Origin of the sequence: Xenorhabdus thuongxuanensis, assembly GCF_001908095.1 — a bacterium.
In the GTDB taxonomy this organism is placed as follows: Bacteria; Pseudomonadota; Gammaproteobacteria; order Enterobacterales; family Enterobacteriaceae; genus Xenorhabdus; species Xenorhabdus thuongxuanensis.
Genome location: NZ_MKGR01000029.1, coordinates 1 through 20,601, shown reverse-complemented (window position 1 = coordinate 20,601; position 20,601 = coordinate 1). Strand labels below are relative to the sequence as shown.

General features: G+C 44.1%; 11 protein-coding genes and 2 pseudogenes. 6 read left to right on the top strand and 7 right to left on the bottom strand.

The features are described from left to right. Positions 1-67: 67 nt before the first annotated feature. Positions 68-193 carry a hypothetical protein gene (locus tag Xentx_RS19850; RefSeq protein WP_279625113.1) on the bottom strand — a complete coding sequence of 42 codons (126 nt, stop codon included), beginning with the start codon at positions 191-193 and terminating at the stop codon, positions 68-70. Between the two features lie 290 nt (positions 194-483). Here Xentx_RS19850 and Xentx_RS15390 point away from each other — a divergent pair. Beyond that, a pseudogene (locus tag Xentx_RS15390) lies at positions 484-615 on the top strand (IS1 family transposase); the annotation flags it as partial. Positions 616-764: 149 nt separating this feature from the next. Next, positions 765-1,460, top strand: coding sequence for an aspartate/glutamate racemase family protein (locus tag Xentx_RS15385; protein WP_074021262.1), 696 nt, complete (start codon positions 765-767; stop codon positions 1,458-1,460). A gap of 215 nt (positions 1,461-1,675) precedes the next feature. Here the strand turns inward: Xentx_RS15385 and guaA are convergent, their stop codons facing one another. Continuing rightward, a complete protein-coding gene (gene guaA, locus Xentx_RS15380; protein ID WP_074021259.1) occupies positions 1,676-3,253 on the bottom strand; it encodes a glutamine-hydrolyzing GMP synthase in 1,578 nt (525 codons plus the stop codon). A 78-nt stretch (positions 3,254-3,331) separates the two neighbouring features. Beyond that, positions 3,332-4,798 carry an IMP dehydrogenase gene (gene guaB / locus Xentx_RS15375; protein WP_074021256.1) on the bottom strand — a complete coding sequence of 489 codons (1,467 nt, stop codon included), beginning with the start codon at positions 4,796-4,798 and terminating at the stop codon, positions 3,332-3,334. Between the two features lie 173 nt (positions 4,799-4,971). Between guaB and xseA the strand changes: the two genes are divergently transcribed. Then, entirely contained in the window at positions 4,972-6,321 is a 1,350-nt protein-coding gene (gene xseA, locus Xentx_RS15370) for an exodeoxyribonuclease VII large subunit (RefSeq protein ID WP_074021254.1), read from the top strand. Between the two features lie 226 nt (positions 6,322-6,547). On the opposite strand, the gene speD is transcribed toward xseA, so the two are convergent. After that, the gene (gene speD, locus Xentx_RS15365) at positions 6,548-8,062 is read right to left on the bottom strand and encodes an adenosylmethionine decarboxylase (RefSeq protein ID WP_074021252.1); all 1,515 of its coding nucleotides are present in this window, start codon (positions 8,060-8,062) and stop codon (positions 6,548-6,550) included. 569 nt (positions 8,063-8,631) lie between these two features. Here speD and Xentx_RS19420 point away from each other — a divergent pair. Together Xentx_RS19420 and Xentx_RS15360 are read left to right on the top strand one after the other, a co-directional pair. After that, a pseudogene (locus tag Xentx_RS19420) lies at positions 8,632-8,724 on the top strand (IS5/IS1182 family transposase); the annotation flags it as partial. Positions 8,725-8,776: 52 nt separating this feature from the next. Next, on the top strand, positions 8,777-9,688 hold the full coding sequence (locus Xentx_RS15360; RefSeq protein WP_074021251.1) for an alpha/beta fold hydrolase: 912 nt from the start codon (positions 8,777-8,779) through the stop codon (positions 9,686-9,688). A 41-nt stretch (positions 9,689-9,729) separates the two neighbouring features. Here the strand turns inward: Xentx_RS15360 and fghA are convergent, their stop codons facing one another. Continuing rightward, positions 9,730-10,575 carry an S-formylglutathione hydrolase gene (gene fghA, locus Xentx_RS15355; protein WP_074021249.1) on the bottom strand — a complete coding sequence of 282 codons (846 nt, stop codon included), beginning with the start codon at positions 10,573-10,575 and terminating at the stop codon, positions 9,730-9,732. A 100-nt stretch (positions 10,576-10,675) separates the two neighbouring features. Then, the gene (locus Xentx_RS15350; protein ID WP_074021248.1) at positions 10,676-11,785 is read right to left on the bottom strand and encodes an S-(hydroxymethyl)glutathione dehydrogenase/class III alcohol dehydrogenase; all 1,110 of its coding nucleotides are present in this window, start codon (positions 11,783-11,785) and stop codon (positions 10,676-10,678) included. A gap of 390 nt (positions 11,786-12,175) precedes the next feature. Between Xentx_RS15350 and sfnG the strand changes: the two genes are divergently transcribed. Further along, positions 12,176-13,258 carry a dimethylsulfone monooxygenase SfnG gene (sfnG, locus tag Xentx_RS15345; protein ID WP_074021246.1) on the top strand — a complete coding sequence of 361 codons (1,083 nt, stop codon included), beginning with the start codon at positions 12,176-12,178 and terminating at the stop codon, positions 13,256-13,258. Positions 13,259-13,401: 143 nt separating this feature from the next. Here sfnG and Xentx_RS15340 read toward each other — a convergent pair. Beyond that, on the bottom strand, positions 13,402-20,601 hold a 7,200-nt coding region (locus Xentx_RS15340; protein ID WP_139292508.1), incomplete at its 5' end, for a non-ribosomal peptide synthetase.

Genomic DNA, 20,601 nt, shown 5'->3' with positions numbered 1-20,601 from the left:
GCATGAATTAAATTAATTTGAATGTAAAAACAGAGGGTAACATAATTATTACCCTCTATTAATTATATTAAGAGCAGCTTAAACAGGCCAAACCGGCTTCTTCAATTTGTTCTAGTACTTCAATTAATTCTATAGATTCAATATCTTTAATAGCTTGATTTTGTACATCTTGAATATCAGCTTCTCTGTTCATATATACCTCTTAAAGTCGAATTCTTCTATACTGGCTGATTGATTGAAAATTATATAAATGAAATAATTTTAATATAGAAAATAAAAAACATTTTCCTCGTAATCCAAACTAAGCCTCTAATGAACTGTTGTCAATGTCATCAAATAATCTGTTGTCAATTTGTTTAATTTAGGTTAATTTTTTGTCCGTGATGAATATAATTATATTTAATTTCATTATATTACATTGTAATAGGTCCTCTTGATTAGAGGAATACTCTCCGGTCATGAGATCAATTTATTGAATCGTGTATAGATAGGCATAACCTGAATCTCCGCCAACATTTAGCAAGACTGACTCGCAAAACTTTATCTTTTTCAAAATCCATCGAACTGCATGATAGAGTCATCGGGCATTATCTAAAAATTAAATATTATCAATAAATTGGAGGCATTACCATTGAGTTAATCTCTATGTAATACATGTTTTTTTCAGTAACAATCCTCAATAATAATGTTATTGTATTGTTTCTATTTTAATAAGATTAATTACAATTTGTTGCAAGATTACTTGATAACATTGAGGAAAATAAATGAAAATAATAGGCATGTTAGGTGGAATGAGTTGGGAATCGACAGTTAGCTATTATCAAGCAGTTAACCGAGGAGTTAAGGAGGCACTAAAAGGTCTTCATTCTGCTAAAATATGTTTATTCAGTGTGGATTTTGATGAAGTTGAAAAATTACAAAGTTCTTCTCGTTGGGATGAAGCAGCGAATTTGCTGAGAGATGCGGCGAAATCTGTTGAAGCTGGTGGAGCTGACTTTTTGGTAATATGTACCAATACAATGCATAAGGTTGCTGATGATATAGAAAAATCCATTTCTATTCCTATACTTCATATAGCGGATGCAACAGCAGAAGTATTGATTGATGATGGCATCAAGAAAGTAGGTTTGTTGGGAACTCGTTTCACAATGGAAGAAGACTTCTATAAGTCAAGATTAGTTAATAAATTTGGTATTGAAGTCATTGTGCCAGACGAAAAACAGAGAAATTTAGTTCATCGTGTGATTTATGATGAATTATGTGTTGGTGAAATCTTACCAAATTCACGACAGCGTTATTTGAATATCATCCAGGATCTTTATTCTAAAGGTGCTGAAGCTGTTATTTTGGGATGCACTGAAATTGGTTTGCTTGTGAGTCAATTTGATACAAATATTCCACTGTATGACACAACTGCTATACATGCTGAAAAAGCTGTGAAGTTGGCATTGGAAAACTAAACGTCATTAATATTCTTTAAAAGATCACAGACCCTATTTACAATTTGTGTAATCACATTTCACTTTAAATGTGACCGTTTAGACGATCACCAAATTCAATCATAAAACGGCTCATGATAACCCTTTCACTGAGTGGAAAACGAAAAAACCATCAGTAACTTACTGATGGTTTTAGATTTATGGGTGCTTAAATTTTGTTATCGATTTATCGTAAATCATTCCCACTCAATCGTCGCTGGTGGCTTACCACTGATGTCATAGACTACCCGCGAAATACCATCGACTTCATTAATGATCCTGTTCGATACACGACCCAAAAAATCATATGGCAGATGTGCCCAATGAGCGGTCATAAAGTCGATAGTTTCTACCGCACGCAGGGACACAACCCAGTCATATTTACGGCCATCACCCATAACACCAACAGAACGCACTGGCAGGAACACGGTAAATGCCTGGCTGACTTTATGGTACAAATCTGCTTTGTGCAGTTCTTCAATAAAGATGGCATCGGCACGACGCAGTAAATCACAATATTCTTTCTTCACTTCTCCCAATACGCGAACGCCAAGGCCCGGACCTGGGAATGGGTGGCGGTATAGCATGTCATGTGGCAGACCCAACTCCAGACCGATACGGCGTACTTCGTCTTTGAACAACTCTTTCAGCGGTTCAACCAGACCCAGTTTCATATCTTCTGGTAAGCCACCGACATTGTGGTGAGATTTAATAACATGGGCGTTACCCGTTGCAGATGCTGCTGACTCGATAACATCTGGATAAATCGTGCCCTGTGCTAACCACTTAACCTGAGTTTGTTTCGATGCTTCTTCATCAAACACGTCAATAAATACGTGACCAATGGTCTTGCGTTTAGCTTCTGGCTCATCAATTCCTGCCAGTGCAGACAGGAAGCGGTCTTCCGCTTTAACATGAACGATGTTCAGGTCAAATTTACCTGCAAACATCTCCATCACCTGATCCGCTTCGTTCAAACGCAGCAAGCCATTATCCACGAAAACACAAGTCAGACGTTTACCAATTGCACGGTTCAACAGCAGCGCAGTAACAGAAGAATCTACGCCGCCAGACAGTGCCAGAATAACATGGTCATCACCAATCTGTGTACGCAGACGTTCTACGATATCATCGATGATAGAGGCAGCAGTCCACAGCGCTTCACATTGACAAATATCCAGAACAAAGCGTTTCAGGATATTCATACCTTGGTGAGTATGAGTGACTTCTGGGTGGAACTGCACGCCATAAAAACGTTTTTCCTCGTTGGCCATGATAGCAAACGGGCAAGTATCAGTACTGGCAACGGTTGTGAAACCAGCAGGGATCGCCGTCACTTTATCACCATGACTCATCCATACATCCAGCAGCGGTTTGCCGGTTTCACTCAGAGCATCTTGAATATCGCGGAATAGTTCGCAACTATTCTTGATTTCAACCTGTGCATAACCAAATTCACGTTCATCAGAGTTGGAAACCTGGCCGCCCAATTGCATAGACATGGTTTGCATGCCATAGCAGACACCCAGCACAGGTACGCCCGCATTGAAAACATACTCCGGCGCACGTGGGCTATTGTGCTCAGTCGTGCTCTCTGGTCCACCAGAAAGGATAATACCATTCGGATTAAATTCACGGATTTGTGCTTCAGTGACATTCCATGTCCAAAGTTCACAATAAACACCGATTTCACGGATGCGGCGAGCAATAAGCTGAGTATATTGCGAGCCAAAATCAAGGATAAGAATGCGATGCTGATGGATATTAGTTGTCATTTGAGGTGAGTTCCAAAAACAAGTGGCAATTAAAAAACAAAAAAATCAGTGGCCCTAGTGTGGGCCACTCTAAATAAATTACAGACCTAAGCGGTAGTTAGGCGATTCTTTGGTGATTGTCACGTCATGAACGTGGCTTTCCTGAATACCCGCACCACTGATACGAACGAATTCTGCTTTAGTTCTCAGTTCATCAATAGTTGCACAACCAGTCAGCCCCATACAGGAACGCAAACCGCCCATTTGCTGGTGGACGATATTTTTCAGTAGACCCTTGTAAGCCACACGACCTTCGATGCCTTCAGGAACCAGTTTGTCAGCCGCATTATCAGTCTGGAAGTAACGATCAGAGGAACCTTTGGACATTGCGCCCAAAGAACCCATGCCGCGGTAAGATTTGAACGAACGGCCTTGATAAAGTTCGATTTCACCCGGTGATTCTTCTGTTCCTGCCAGCATGGAACCAACCATCACACATGATGCACCTGCCGCAATCGCTTTGGCGATGTCACCAGAGAAACGGATCCCACCATCTGCAATAACAGGAATACCGCTGCCTGCCAGCGCTTCAACCGCGTCTGCAATGGCAGTGATTTGTGGTACACCAACACCAGTAACGATACGAGTCGTACAAATAGAACCAGGACCGATACCCACTTTAACAGCATTTACACCCGCTTCTACCAGTGCCTTAGCGCCTTCACCCGTTGCTACATTACCGCCGATGATTTGCAGATCAGGATACTTAGCGCGAGTTTCACGAATACGCTGCAACACACCTTCAGAATGGCCGTGGGAAGAGTCAATAAGTAGTACATCGACACCCGCAGCAACCAGTGCATCAACACGCTCTTCGTTGCCAGCACCTGCGCCAACTGCCGCTCCGACACGCAAACGGCCTTGTTCGTCTTTACATGCGTTTGGTTTACGCTCCGCTTTCTGGAAGTCTTTTACTGTAATCATGCCAAGCAGATGGAAGTTATCATCAACAACCAGCGCTTTCTCTACCCGTTTTTCGTGCATTTTATGCAAAACCACTTCACGAGCTTCGCCTTCTTTTACGGTTACCAAACGTTCTTTAGGGGTCATCACTGCCGTCACAGGCTGATTCAGATCAGTCACGAAACGCACATCGCGGCCAGTAATAATGCCCACTAATTCGTTCTCTTCTGTTACTACTGGATAACCTGCAAAACCGTTGCGTTCAGCCAGTTCATGAACTTCGCGCAGAGTTGTCTGTGGTGTTACAGTAACAGGATCAGTCACCACACCGCTTTCATGTTTCTTCACGCGGCTGACTTCTTCAGCCTGGCGTTCAATCGACATATTTTTATGAATGAAGCCAATGCCCCCTTCCTGTGCCAGTGCGATTGCCAGTGAAGATTCCGTCACAGTATCCATAGCTGCGGAAAGCATAGGTACGTTCAGGCGAATGGTGGAAGTTAATTGAGTGGACAGATCTGCTGTGTTAGGCAAGACTGTTGAGTGGGCAGGAACCAACAATACATCGTCAAAAGTTAATGCTTCTTTTTTAATTCGTAACATGGGCAATATCTCACCAGGCTATGGAGCAATAAGAGGGATAAAATATTGCCGCGGCATTATACAGGCCGAAATCGGTTGCCTCCAGCATTTTTTGAAAAAAATTCTTGATTAGTAATATGATGGGATTAATATTGATCAATTAAGTCATTGTTTTAAAATTTGATCTAGCTCACATGTCACTACCAACTAATACCGGAATTTTTTCTGTTAGCCGTTTGAATCAGACTGTTCGTCAGTTACTTGAGCTGGAAATGGGCAGAATTTGGTTGTCCGCTGAAATGTCCAATTTTTCTCAGCCATCATCAGGGCATTGGTACTTCACATTAAAAGATGAACGTGCACAAGTTCGTGCTGCCATGTTTCGAAGTCTCAATCTGAGAGCAACGTTTCGTCCACAAAATGGCCAGCAGGTATTGGTTCGGGCACAAATCACCTTGTATGAGCCCAGGGGTGACTATCAACTGATTGTGGAAAGTATCCAGCCTGCCGGAGATGGTTTGCTACAACAACAGTTTGAAATGTTGAAGCAAAAACTCTCCGTGGAAGGATTATTTGATCAAGCCTATAAGAAACTATTGCCTTCTCCAGCCAAACGACTTGGTGTCATCACTTCCATCAGTGGCGCAGCACTGCATGATATTCTAAATATCCTGAAACGCCGTGATCCTTCTTTGCCAATTGTCATTTATCCTACTGCTGTTCAAGGTGCTGAAGCACCATTACAGATTATTCGGGCAATCGAACTGGCAAATGCGCGACAAGAGTGTGATGTTTTGATTGTCGGGCGTGGGGGAGGATCTTTGGAAGATCTGTGGTGCTTCAATGATGAACAAGTGGCACGGGCAATATTCCAAAGTCATATTCCCATTGTTAGCGCTGTTGGCCATGAAACCGATGTAACCATTGCGGATTTTGTTGCTGATTTACGTGCACCGACACCTTCTGCGGCAGCAGAGTTGGTTAGCCGCAATCAAACAGAATTATTACGGCAAATCCAATCCCTACAACAACGCCTGGAAATGGCGATGGATTATTTCTTCGCGCAAAAACGACAGGAATTTAATGTATTGCAGCATCGCCTTCAGCAGCAATGTCCTGATTTGCAATTGGCGCGTCAGCAGCATTATTTAGCTGAATTACGGCAAAAGTTGATTGATAGTTTTTTACGTTGTCTAAAACAGCACTCAATTTCATATGACAAGTTGAATCAGCGATTGCTGCAAATCCACCCTGAGCGCGAAATCCAGCGTCACTGCCAATCTATCCAGCAGTTTGATTTTCGCTTAAAACAGGCCATTGAACGGCAGTTGGGGCGTTATCGGGAAAAATTTGCCGTTTCCTGTTCACGCCTGGAGGCTGTTAGCCCGCTAGCAACGTTGAGTCGTGGTTACAGTATTAGCGAAGCTCCTGATGGAAAATTGCTGAGGCAAGTCAGGCAAGTAAAAGCAGGTGATGTGCTGAAAACACGGTTGCAGGATGGCTGGGTTGAGAGTCAGGTAACACAAACTGGATTTGGATCCTAAATAAAAAACAGCTCCTGCCTGGGGCTTATTCTGTGTTTATACACCGTGTTAATAGAAATCAATTCCTATCCAATTTCGTTTGGTTATCCATTTTAATCACATTGATTGGATAAATATGACAAATGAAAATGTTTGGTCAAGGATAATGCAGTATAGATGTGAAACTTATTTGAATATTTTTTATATAAAACGATTTAATCTAAACGGAACTTTCAGGACTTTAAAATTAAAAACCTCGCTGTAGTATTTTATATTCATATTCTTGAGCATTAAGCTGCGTTTGTAGCTGCATCATAAATGTATCTTGATGTTTAAATTCATTGCAAACGAATAAATCAAGAGCGGCATATTGATGTTCAGGCCATGTGTGAATAGTAAAATGTGACTCTGCTAATATTAATGCACCACTGACACCCCATGGTTGGAATTGATGGAATTGATGGAAGTGATGAGTAACCACATTCAGTTCACATTGTTGGGCAATATCAAGCATGATTTTTTCAATGGCTGATGCAGATTTCAGTACCTCTGCATCACAATCTTTCATATCTATGATCATGTGAGTGCCAAGTTGTCGTGTATTATCCGATGTACTGACTTTTTCCTGACCACGATATTGAAATTTAGTGCCGTGACACTTATTACAAGTTGCCTCTATGAGCTGTTCTATCGTTAATATGTTCTTTCCGTGTCCAATGGTTATCATGTTATTACATGATTTACATTGATAAAATTTTATACGAGGGTTAATTTCTCCGGTATAGAGTTTATCTGAATAATTATTTTCCCCTGGGATTGTCGGGTACGTTTGAGGTGTAACAGAAAGAACATAGAGATCGCTGACATTACTGATAATACTTCCGCCATGATATTTATTGAATTGCGGATAAATATGTCTGATAAGAAGATTCTGATTGTTAAATAATCTTTGAATTTCTTGTTTTTCCATTGGTTTTTTTTGACCAAAGGAGAGTAAAATCTCACTATTATCATTTTTAGTGAAACTAATAGCACGTGATAAAAATAGTTTTAATCCGCTCAATGTATAAGGAGGATCAGTCAAGACGATATCAAAATCTTTAGTGTATACATTAGAAAGTTTCAGATCTAAGTATTCAGTATTAATGACAAAATCATTTTGCTCTGCGACATCCCGAATAAATGTTAGCAGGTCCTGATCGATATCCTTGACAAAAATATTTTTTGAGCAGTCGTGGCCGAGCTTTTTAAATGCCATCATAAGGGCTAAGGAAGTCAAATCATCATCACCCAAAAATAAAACATTTTGTTTAAATACTCTTGGGTTATTAAGTAATAGCATTACCCGGCGTATTGATGTCTCTAATGTCGCATGTGCTTGATCTAACAAAACATTGACTTTAGGTCTGCTGTTATATATAGGCTCCAATAAAACGGAAAGCTCTTGCTCAAACTCTTCTCGTTTCTCCTCTGATGACAGCAAGTTATATTTATTTATATCAATTGATCGGTATCCCAGTTCATCTTGTACGTATTTTACGCCGATAGAGTTTAACTTAAAAACACCTTTGTTTTCAGCGTAATCATATTTTATTAATTCTTTTTTAAATGCGGAAATGATAGGAATAGGTAAACCGCTTTTTAATGAAATATCTTTATTTGATGTGCGGTCATATAAATATAAGCGTATTAATAATGTCTCTAGCACTTCAACTGGGTGTGACAACTCCATATTGTTTTTTATAACATTCAGCGTGTTCATGGTAATCTCTTTTTACGTGATTTACTAATTTCACAACGTAATTAAAACTCAGAATTATTAACCCAGATGTTTAAATTCCATTTGAATCTACTACTGTTATTATTTCTGAAGTCTGCAATTTATCCTCCTGCCATAAATTCTGGAAATTCACTTATACTGTTTATAAATTTAACCATTATATAAGTGATTATAATTTTCAACTAGTTTCTATTACTTTTGAAACAGTAAACAAGGGTAATGTGTTTATGGTTTTTCTCTTAACTGAATCCATCAGCATTGTGATATTATTCGCAAATTTAATGTAAATATACTCAAATTGGAGTATATTTCTCAGTTTTATTGGATGGGAAATAATCAGATCTTTTTTTAAAACTAACAATAACCCGTATTTTATTTTTTACTAAATTATCTAAATAATAAACATAAATAATTATCACGTATAAAATAATTGCAATGTGACTGTTTTTTATTGCTTGGATTCGACTAATACAAAGAATTTTACCCCGATTTGACCTGACCGATACCTGTATAAATAATCGGTAACTGTTAGATCGAATTTGAGCTAATACATAGCAACAAGGTACGATAAGCTTGAACAAAATCACCCCAGTATGCTGGCACTGGCATTTATTATTGTCTGGCTACCCATGTGGATTGATTAAATAATGAACATGAAACATCAATACGTCCTAATAAAATACGGAAGAATTCACATTGATAGATTTTAGCGGCTACATCGACAAGGTTACTTATTACGCTCGTATATTAGGTAAAGAGACAAACTGTACTGTAGGAAACGTAGAAGGTCTAAGTTATAAGTTGTACCGATCTGTAGAGCAAGTCAGGGGGATCGTTGTCGCCTATCATGGAGGTGGTGTAAACAGTCAGGCTGGTTATGGTATTTTCGCTCAAAAATTGTGCATGATGGCTCCTTTGGCCGTGTGTCTGGTCGATATTCGTGGTCATGGGCAATCCGACGGTGCAAGAGGTACAGTGGATTCTCCAGAGAGAATTTGGAGTGATGTTGACATTATGCTTCAAGAGATGAAGCGCCTTTTCCCTCTGGCGCGTCTCTATTTGTTTGGTCATTCTAGCGGTGCAGGCATGCTGTTAAATTATTTCACTCGTCATTGTCCACAACATAAAGTTGATGGCTTATTTATGCTGGCATGTGAGTTAGGACCGTTTGCTAATTTTAAACGTCTGCATGACGGTTCCCCACCTTTTGCTGAGATAAATCAGTGGCCGTTTATCATAAATGCTTTGAGTAGGGGGTTGTTTTGTGGGCAAACTTTAGCCGTTAAGCTCCACTTTTCTGAAGAAGTGCTTGCATCTATGAATGGTTTTGTTGAGCGTTATAGCGTCAATATGGCGAATGCTTTGACGCCGCGCTATCCAGATAAGCAATTGGCTGTTTTACCTTTACCTGCACACTTTTTAATTGCCGAAAAGGATGAGCTGTTTTCTCCCACGGAGATGGAAGAATTTGCCACTAGATATGGTTCTCCATCCCTCAAAGTGAGTGTTTTACCAGAGTGTTCCCATTTGGATTGTGTTTTTGCTGTTGCTCCTTACTTATATAAAAACTTAACCCAAGATTGGTCTAATTTACGGGAGACAGAATAATACCTGAAACGGAAATTGTGGCTATCTCGACTGAAGACTAATTATTTCCGCTCAATATACTTTTGCATTGCTTTGGTATGATAAGTGATATGATCCTCAATAAAGCTGGCGATAAAATAGTAGCTATGATCATATTCTGGCCGAAGATTGATAATTACTGGATAACCGGTTTCATCGCAAATATCTTGCAATAAATGAGGGCGTAACTGTTCATCCAAAAAGCCATCATTGAGACCTTGGTCAATCAAAATAGGAAGCTGTTCTTTTGCATTTTTGATCAGTTCTACAGTGTCATACTGTTTCCAATCCGATGTATCTTCACCAAGATAGGCTGAAAATGCTTTTATTCCCCACGGAACCTGGCCAGGAGCCACAATAGGTGAGAATGCCGATACACTGCAATAACGTCCTGGATTTTTCAATGCAACGATCATTGCACCATGACCTCCCATTGAATGTCCACTGATTGCTCGTATATTCGTTACCGCAAAGTGTGTTTCAATCAGGTTGGGAAGTTCTGAAACAACATAATCATACATACGATAGTGTGAAGCCCAAGGGTGTTCTGATGCATTGAGATAAAAGCCAGCACCTTTTCCAAGACCATAGGCCGGATCGTCAGCGACATCATCACCTCGTGGGCTGGTATCTGGAACAACAATGACGATACCCTGTTCAGCAGCATAACGTTGAACACCTGATTTTGTTATGAAATTTTGCTCTGTACAGGTCAAGCCAGAGAGCCAGTAAAGGACAGGTAATCTTCTGTCTTTAATCTCAGGAGGCAAGAAAATGGCAAAACGCATCTCGCAATCCAAAACTTTTGATTCATGTTGATAGACATCCTGCCATCCACCAAAACAAGCGTGATGTTCGATTCTTTCCATTACTTCCTCTCTAAAGTCATTTGTTGCAGTGATTATTTTATTACTTGTCAGATACCGTGTTGGAGTGCAACACGGTTTTCTGTCTACGATCCAGATTTAATCAGTAGTAAATGACTGTTCGGATCGATTTACCTTCATGCATCAGATCGAAAGCCGCATTAATGGATTCCAGAGGCATTGTATGGCTAACGAAAGGTGCAAGTTCAATTTCACCTTGCATGGCTTTTTCCACCATTCCCGGCAACTGGCTGCGTCCTTTTACACCACCGAAAGCTGTGCCTTTCCATGTACGCCCGGTAATAAGTTGGAATGGCCGGGTGGAAATTTCTTGTCCAGCGCCTGCTACACCGATTATGACTGATTGCCCCCATCCTCGGTGTGCGCTTTCCAGAGCGGCACGCATTACATTGACATTACCGATACATTCGAAAGTATGATCAACACCCCATTTGGTCATCTCCAGAATGACCTGTTGGATAGGTTTGTCGTAGTCATTGGGATTGATGCAATCAGTGGCACCAAATTGTCTGGCAAGTTCAAATTTAGTTGGATTGGTATCAATGGCAATAATACGTCCCGCCTTTGCTTGGCGAGCGCCCTGAACAACGGCCAAACCAATCCCACCCAGTCCGAAAACGGCAACAGAATCTCCCGACTGCACTTTAGCTGTATTGTGTACGGCACCGATACCAGTAGTAACACCACAGCCCAATAAGCAAACTTGTTCATGGTTTGCAGTTGGATTTATTTTTGCCACTGATACTTCAGCTACGACAGTATATTCACTGAATGTGGAGCATCCCATGTAATGATAGATAGGTTGTCCATTGTAAGAAAATCGAGTTGTGCCATCTGGCATGAGGCCCTTACCTTGGGTCTCACGGACTGCGATACAAAGGTTAGTTTTCCCAGACTGACAGAACTCACATTTTCCACACTCTGCCGCATATAATGGAATGACATGGTCACCTGGTTTTACACTTGTAACACCTTCACCAACTTCGACAACGACACCGGCTCCTTCATGGCCTAGGATAACAGGGAATATTCCTTCAGGATCGCTACCTGAAAGGGTAAAGGCATCCGTATGGCAGACCCCCGTATGGCTGATTCTTATCATTACTTCACCCGCTTTTGGTGGAGCAACGTCAATTTCGATAATTTCGAGTGGTTTGTTTGGCCCAAAGGCAACGGCAGCACGTGATTTCATATAACCCCTCTTTATTGTTAAACAGAATATTTTAATACTTCTATTTGTCTGGATATTATCCGTATAGTTTGATTTTATTTTTGAGCTATGACCAATCTTATTGTATTTAAAAAATATTATTTGGGAACATTAAGTACCTTATTTATTATGTCACTTTATTTTTATAGGGATTTTTATAAAAGATCCCATCACTATCAGTTGACTTTAAATTGAAAAATAATGTCTTTTGTAAATTATTTAAAATAAAATAATAAAGAATGGATTTTATCAAAACCTGTCAATAATATGTCTCATCGATTACTTAGTGTGATATCGATCTATAAAAATCATTGAAGATGATAAACGTTTTTACCAAGTAGCTATATTCTTATTTCAAATAATGGAGGTTTAATGGCTGAATTCAATTCTCAACCCATTAAATTTGCTTATTGGGTACCCAATGTTTCAGGTGGATTAGTTATAAGTAAAATCCAGCAACGTACTGGCTGGGATCATACTTATAATCGCAGGTTGGCTCAAATCGCCGAAAATGTAGGTTTTGACTATGCATTGACCCAAATTAGATTTACTGCTGGATATGGTGCTGAAAATCAGCATGAATCGATGGCTTTTTCGCAAGATCTGCTTTCAGTAACAAACAAATTGAAAATCATTGCAGCCCTTTTACCTGGACCTTGGAAACCGGTGTTGGCCGCTAAACAGGTAGCAACAATCAGTCAGCTTTATGGTTCCCGTATTGCGGTTAATATTGTTAGCGGTTGGTTTCGCGGTGAGTTTAAAGCGATTGGTGAACCATGGTTGGATCATGAAGAACGCTATTTACGTTCTGAAGAATTTATCCGTTGCTTGAAAGGGATTTGGTCGCAACCTGCTTTCAGTTTTTCTGGTGATTTTTATCGTTTTCATGATTATGTTTTAAACCCCAAGCCACTGGCACCATTACCGGAAATTTTTCAAGGAGGAAGTTCCAGAGCAGCCAGAGACATGGCTGCGCGCGTTTCCGATTGGTATTTTACTAATGGTGGCAGTGTGGAATATATTCACAAACAAATCGAAGATATCAGAGCTAAAGCGTTATTGAATAATCATCAAGTAAAAATAGGCGTTAATGGTTTTGCTATTGCCCGTGATGATGAGAGAGACGCTCGTGCAGTACTACAGGATATTTTAGATAACAGTGATTTTGACGCGGTGAAAAGTTTCCATCATGAAGTACAAAATGCGGGAAATGCATCACCGGAAAAAGAAGGGAACTGGGCAAAATCAACTTTCGAAGATCTTGTACAGTATAATGACGGCTTTAAAACCAACCTTATTGGCACACCATTACAAATAGCTCAGCGAATTATCGAATATAAAAAGGCAGGTGTAAATCTGATATTGCTTGGATTTTTGCATATGCAGGAAGAGCTAGAGTATTTTGGTAGAAACGTGATCCCACTGGTTAGAGAATTAGAACAACGAGCCGATTGAATAACTATTTATTTTTTTGAACAATATGTTATTCGCGTTTTGTATTCGAAAAAAAGAACCCAATAGATTTCAAGTTGCAGCATAGCGGCAGTTTGAAATCTATTGGATATATCAGTTAATCAAATTGATACTTGGATATCAGGTTACCCACTCAATTGATTAAATTTCTCGATATTTTGCCATAGGCTGGTTATCCATTGCCTGACATGGGGTGCGGACAACATGGTCATATGATTGCCGGACACAACCATCGTATTGAGTTCAGCTACATGAAGACGCCATTGAGTTTCGCGAGTTCTCCTTTTATCCTTATTGCCTTCTTCTGCGTTAATCAGATGTACAGATCCCTCATAACGGGTACGAGGTATATAGCCCGTGTTCAGATTAGCCTGCATAACGCGAACAATCCCTTGCAACAGTGATATTGGTGTTTTTGCCGGAAAGAGACCGACCTTAACCAGAGCACTGTGCAGATGCTGAATTTGTTCATCTGGGGACAGATCATCAAAATCTTGTCTGGTGAGCGGAAGGGACTGGTTTAATATCATATTATAGATATCGATCAACTCCATGATTGTCTCAGTACGGTTGACTGACTTGAGGGCACTTCCTTGCTGGTCAGGTTCATCGGTATCGATAAGAATAAGTTCGGATACTTGTTCTCCTTCAGCTTGCAATTGCAAGGCTATTTCAAAAGCAATCCAGCCACCAAAAGAGTGGCCTAGCAGGTGATAAGGGCCATGAGGTTGAACTTTCCGGATATTCTGGATATAGGCACGGGCCGCCCCTTCGACACTGCTGTAAGGAAAATGATGCTCAATCGTGAACCCACGAGCCTGTAAAACATATATTGGAAGTTGCTGTGGGAACGATAGAGCCAGTTCGAGCAAACTGGACGGGCTGGCGCCGGCACCAGGCAGGCAAAATAGCGGCGATACAGATGGAGAGCCCTGCTGAATAATAACCAGTGGGTCGAAAGCAGGAACATCCCGCAAGTTTTCAGTGACTGAATCCACGACTTGGTTTAGCAGGGGAGGATGCATGATGGAGAAATGCGTCCCGCCGATAGGGTGGAGCACCGAATCGTGACCAACAATATCATGCCAGCCATGCCAACTATCGCTGTTGACTGACTCTTCCGCAGTATAGAGGTGGACAGGTAAGGCAGATTTTTGCGCGATGTACCCTTGACTAAGCTGTGAAATCATCTCGGAGGTATAGACACGCAGGAGAATATCTTCGCGCGTGATACCCGCCGGCAACCACTGGTGTTCAATAAAGTGATCAAGTACCTGATCCACGTCATTGAGGTTTTGCAGCTCGGCCAAATCCCTTTTATCGTCAATAATCCCTTGGGCATGTAGTACGTTAATGACTAATCCTATTCGTCTTTCTTCCTCGTTTACAGATTGTTCGGCAATTGTTGAGAGGTCACTATTATCTTTATGGGCATGATAATAGGAATCGATCATACCGAGAAACTCGACTGTCTCACCGTCACTTGTTAATTGTTGGGCTATCTCATAGGCAATCAAACCGCCAATCGACCAGCCCATCAGACGATAAGGCCCTCGTGGTTGGATACGGCGAATGGCCTGAATATGGCAGGCAGCCAGTGCTTCAATCGACACCGGCGGATGTTCCAGTGTATGGATGCCGAGCGCCTGTAAGGCATAAACCGGAAGTTCAGGTGGTAACAGGGTAGCCAGGGGAGAATACACCAGTGGATCACCGAAAGTTTCATGCACCAAGAATAATGGTAGCAAAGTGCCGGCCGGACTGAGCGGTACAGGATTTTCATCAAATGGAGATATTGGCATGACGAATTGTTCCTTAACAGCCAAGGCTAGATCACATAATGTTGGATGGGCGAACAAAGTGGTCAGTGAAACTTGCATATTTTGTTCACGCATGTGATTCAACAACTGTACAGCGAGCAGCGAGTGCCCGCCGAGCTCAAAGAAATGGTCATGGCGACTGATCCTTTCCAGCCCCAGTAAATCTTGCCAGATCTGGGCCAGAGCGGTTTCCGCCTTGCCGATGGGAGATTCATAGCTATGCGTCACAAAAGCAGAAAGATCGGGGGCAGGCAGAGCCTGACGGTCGAGTTTGCCGTTAGGGGTTAACGGGAAAGTGGCTAACGTGACGAAGGCACTGGGCAGCATATAATCGGCAAGGTGCTGAGCCAGTTGCTGACGCAGTTCTGCGGGCACCAATGCAACCCCTTCCAACGGTAACAGGTAGGCCACCAGCCGTTTCTGACCCGGTTCATCTTCGCGAGACATCACCACAGCTTCACGTACGCCGTCACACTGGATGAGTTTGGCTTCGATTTCTCCCAGTTCGATGCGGAAGCCACGTAGTTTGACCTGAAAATCATTGCGGCCCAGGTATTCAATATTGCCATCGGGCAGCCAGCGACCCAGGTCACCGGTTTTGTACATTCGTGCATTAGGTGTGGTTGAGAACGGGTTGGGAACAAAGCGTTCCGCTGTCAACTCAGGGCGATTGAGATAGCCACGAGCCACACCGGTGCCACCAATATAAATCTCACCGGCAACGCCAAGAGGCAGCAACTGGCCTTGTGTATCCAGAATATAGATCTGAGTGTTAGCTATTGGCTGACCAATGCTGGGTTGTGACAATGATAAACCAATCGGACAGAGCGTGGCGTCTACCGTACATTCTGTTGGTCCGTAAACGTTGATAAAGCGGGTAGTTTTTATTTCTTGCAGTCTGGACCACATTGAAGGGGGGATAGTGTCACCACCAATCAAAGCTAATTGGGGTTGATAACCAGCTTGTGTTCCCAATCCGACCTCTAACAGCCATTGTAATTGAACTGGCGTGCAGTCGAATATGTCCACAAGGTGGTGTGCAAAATATCGCCAGAGTTGCTGGCTATCGGCACGGATCTCTTCAGGCACGATAATCAATGTATGACCTGAAAGTAATTGAAGCCAGATTTTCACCGAGGCATCGAACACAATACTGGCATTCATGGCTATGCGACACGGCGGGTTAAGGGCGAGCGTTACATTCAATCCTGTCTGCAGATTGATGACATTCCTGTGTGTCACCATCACTCCTTTGGGCTGTCCCGTAGAACCCGAAGTGTAAATCACATAGGCCAGATGGTGTGGCGTTAGTCCCAGCGTTTGAGCATCGGGATTGTTTTCCGCTTCTTCATCAAAGATAGAGGGTAATTGAGTATCGAGTAATAGGCTGGGCAGGGTAGTGTCCAGCATTTCAACGAGTGCAGATTGGGTAAGCAGAGCTACCGGTGCCGCATCGTCTATCATATAAGCCAGTCGTTCAGCCGGATAGACTGGGTCCAGTGGCACATAGGCTCCACCGGCTTTGAGGATAGCCAGCAGGCCCACCATCATTTCCAGGCTACGTTCAACACAGAGAGCCACACGATCATCAGGACGTACCCCCATGGCGATTAGCTGATGAGCCAGACGATTGGCACGGCAGTTCAGTTCACGGTAGCTGAAAGACAGATCTTCGAAGACTAAAGCGGTGGCATCAGGCGTGCGGGCTGCTTGTTGCTCAAACAGTTCATGGATCAGGCTGTTTTGTGGAAAGTTAGTCTCGGTGGTGTTGAATTCGGCCAGTAGCTGTTGGCGTTCAGCGGCAGGCAGGATTGACAGATCCAAAACTGGCCGCTGGGGTTCGTTCATTAGGGCTTCGATCAGTCTGCTGATAGTTGTGACTAAATAATTAGCTATCCGGGCAGGATCAATTGTCGAGATGGCTTTGACTGATATGCTGAAATCTTCCCCAAGGTCATCCACTGAGAGGGTCAAGGGGTAGTTAGTTCGCTCCTCAGAAAACAACAGGCGCATGCCATCCCAGGCGGTCTCATTCGTATTTGGCCGGCTATGGCGATAATTCAGTAAGGTACTGAACAGTGGCATCGGTTGGGTCACGCCACTGCACCGTTGTGCCAATGCTAGCGGGGCTTGCTCATGCTCCAGCAAGGCGGTCAAATTATGGTAGGTATCTTGTACGATGGCGTGTACCGTGCGCCCGCCCAGAGAGACACGCAGGGGCAGGGTATTGATAAACATGCCCAATATGCGGTCGGCTCCCGCACCACCTTGCAATCGACCCAGTAACACGGAGCCAAACACCACATCATCACGGCCGCTAATATGGGCTAATACTTGGGCCCAGGCCACATGGAACAGCACACTAGAACTCATACCCATACGACGAACTTGAGCGCGAAGGGTTTTCGCCAATGTGGGATCAAGCAGAAGATGGTGTTCGTTGATAACATTATTATCGCTGGGTACGCTGAATATCCCAAAGGGGGCGGTGGGTTCATCAATATCCGCCAGTTGGGTACGGAAATAGGCTTCATGCTCTGCCATTGGCACATTGAATGTTTGGGCAATAAAGTTGCGATAGGGCAACATAGGGGGCAGTGTTTTTCCATTGCCTTGGAGTATCTGGGCAATTTCAGCCAAAATCAGCTCCAGTGTCATATGGTCACTGACCAGATGATGGAAACGCAAAGCTAATAGCCATTCATCCTGTACCGGATCATGGGTGATATCGGTGGCAAAGAGGGGTGCTTGGTTCAAATTGATTTGATGCTGGCGCGGATCGGTGTAAGCCTGTAATTGTGTAGGAATATCGTCCGTCGTGGTCGGGGTGAATTCTCGGATAGTCAGCGAAGCTTGACGCCAAACTACTTGCACCGGCTGTTCCAGTCCTTGCCAATAAATGGCCGTGCGCAGGATATCATGACGGTTGATAACCTGTTGCAAGGCATTCAGAAAACTATCGAGGCGATCACGGGTATCGAAAGCGAGCAAGCTTCGCAGCAGATAATTATCTCCCTGTGTCTGTAACAGATGATGGAACAAGATCCCTTCCTGCAAGGGAGCCAGCGGATAGATATCCTGCACATTATTCGCACCACCTGGGATCTGCTCAACCAGGGTATCAATCTCAAATTGGGAAAGCGAAACTAGTGGCAACATATCGGGGGTGATAGCCGTACAATTTTCGGGGATACAATTGGGTGGCACGACAAAGTGGCTGACCTCATGCTGGATAGCACGAGCCATATCGGCGAGGACTGGTGAGGCAAATACACTGCGAACCTCGAGTTGCCAATCCAGATGGCGCAATTCTTCGACTAGACTAACAATCATTAGTGAATGGCCGCCGAGCTCAAAGAAATGGTCATGGCGACTGACCTGCTGTAGGCCCAATAATTTTTGCCAAATCTGCGCCAGGGCGATTTCTGTCTCACCGATAGGGGTTTCATAGCTGCGCGCTACGATGGCCGATAAATCGGGAGCCGGCAGAGCCTGTCGGTCGAGTTTACCATTCGGGGTGAGCGGGAAAGAGGTCAGAATGACAAAGGCACTGGGCAGCATATAGTCAGCCAGATGCTGCGCCAGTTGCTGGCGCAGTTCCGTGGGCACCAATACGCTTCCCTCTTCGGGTTGCACATAGGCGACCAGTCGTTTCTGATCCGGTTCATCTTCACGCGCCATCACCACCGCCTCACGTACGCCGTCACATTGCGTCAGTTTGGCTTCGATTTCTCCCAGTTCGATGCGGAAGCCACGTAGTTTGACCTGAAAATCATTGCGACCCAAGTATTCAATATTGCCATCGGGCAGCCAGCGACCCAGGTCACCGGTTTTGTACATGCGTGCATTAGGTGTGGTTGAGAATGAGTCGGGAACAAAGCGTTCCGCTGTCAACTCAGGGCGATTGAGGTAGCCGCGGGCGACCCCCACCCCGCTGATATAAATTTCCCCCGCCACCCCGCGAGGAACGGGCTGGCCGTGTGCATCCAGGATATAAACCCGGGTATTGGCGATCGGGCGGCCAATCGGGGGTGGATTATCTGCTGAACTGTCATCGGAAAAGGCACAGGGATAGAGTGTGGCACAGACCGTGGTTTCCGTTGGCCCATAGGCATTGAGCATCTGCCGTCCTGGTGACCAGCGTTTGACTAAGGTCGGCGGACACGCTTCCCCCCCCACCAGCAAGGTTTGCAGGGTATCGGGCAGGGCATCCATGGCGGCCAATGCGGTCGGTGACAAGAGAACATGGCTGATGGCCTGGTCTGCTAAGTAGCGGGACAGGATGGCACCCGGCAACAGACTGGCCCGTTGAGCCAGATAGAGACGGGCACCGGCCATTAAGGCCATACAACATTCCCAAATACAGGCATCGAAGCTGTTTGAGGCGAACTGTAAAACGCGACTGTTGGCGGTGAGTGCCAGGGTCGCTTGCTGGGGGGTGATTAAGTTGCACAGGCTCTGATGTTCGATCATGACCCCTTTCGGTTGCCCCGTTGAACCGGAAGTATAAATAACATAGGCCAGATGGCGTGACGCTAAGCCCAAAGCCTGAGGGTCTGGATTGTCAGTTGGTTGGGTTGCCAGGCACGGTTCGGGGTTATCCAGTAGAACCGTGGGCAAGGCATTAAACTGGGCGAGCCACTCTGATTGGGCTAGTTCTGCTTGGGTCAGTAAAGCCACGGGAGCTGCATCTTCCAGCATATAGGCCAGCCGTTCGGCCGGATAAGCGGGATCCAGTGGCACATAAGCCCCGCCGGCTTTCAGGATAGCCAGCAAGCCCACTACCATCTCTGGACGGCGTTCAGCACAGAGGGCGACCCGATCGTCTGGACGTACCCCCAACGCAACCAGATAATGTGCCAACTGATTGGCACGGTGGTTTAATTCCCCATAGCTTAGAATTTGGTCTTCGTAGACGACGGCAGTGGCATCAGGACACTGTTCTGTCTGCGCCTCAAACAGTTGGTGGATCAACGTCTCTTGCGGGAAATCCGTTTGCGTCGCGTTGAAGTTCACCAGCAGTTGTTGCCGCTCGGGTTCTGGCAGCATCGGCAACGTGGCAATCCGTTGGGTGTCATCTGCCGCCATGGCAGTCAGCACCTGGTTGAAATAACCGACTATCCGCTCAACGGTGGCGGTATCGAATAAATCGGTGGCATATTCCAGTTCACCGACCAGACCGGCTTCGGTTTCAGTCAGGGATAAGGTTAAATCAAAGTGCGCGCTGGGGTACATTTGTGTAATGGGCGTGCATTGGATGCCGGGTAACGCCAGTGTCTGGGCCGGGGTATTATTTAAGGCCAGCATCACCTGGAAGATCGGACTGTAGCTTAAATGGCGTTCGGGCTGGAGGGCTTCCACCACCTGCTCAAAGGGGAAATCCTGATGGGCATAGGCCGCCAGCGTCCGTTCCCGAACCTGGGCGAGCAGGTCAGTAACAGTAACGGCCTCATTCAGGGTGACGCGCAAGGCCAGGGTATTGACGAAGAAACCGATTAAGCCCTC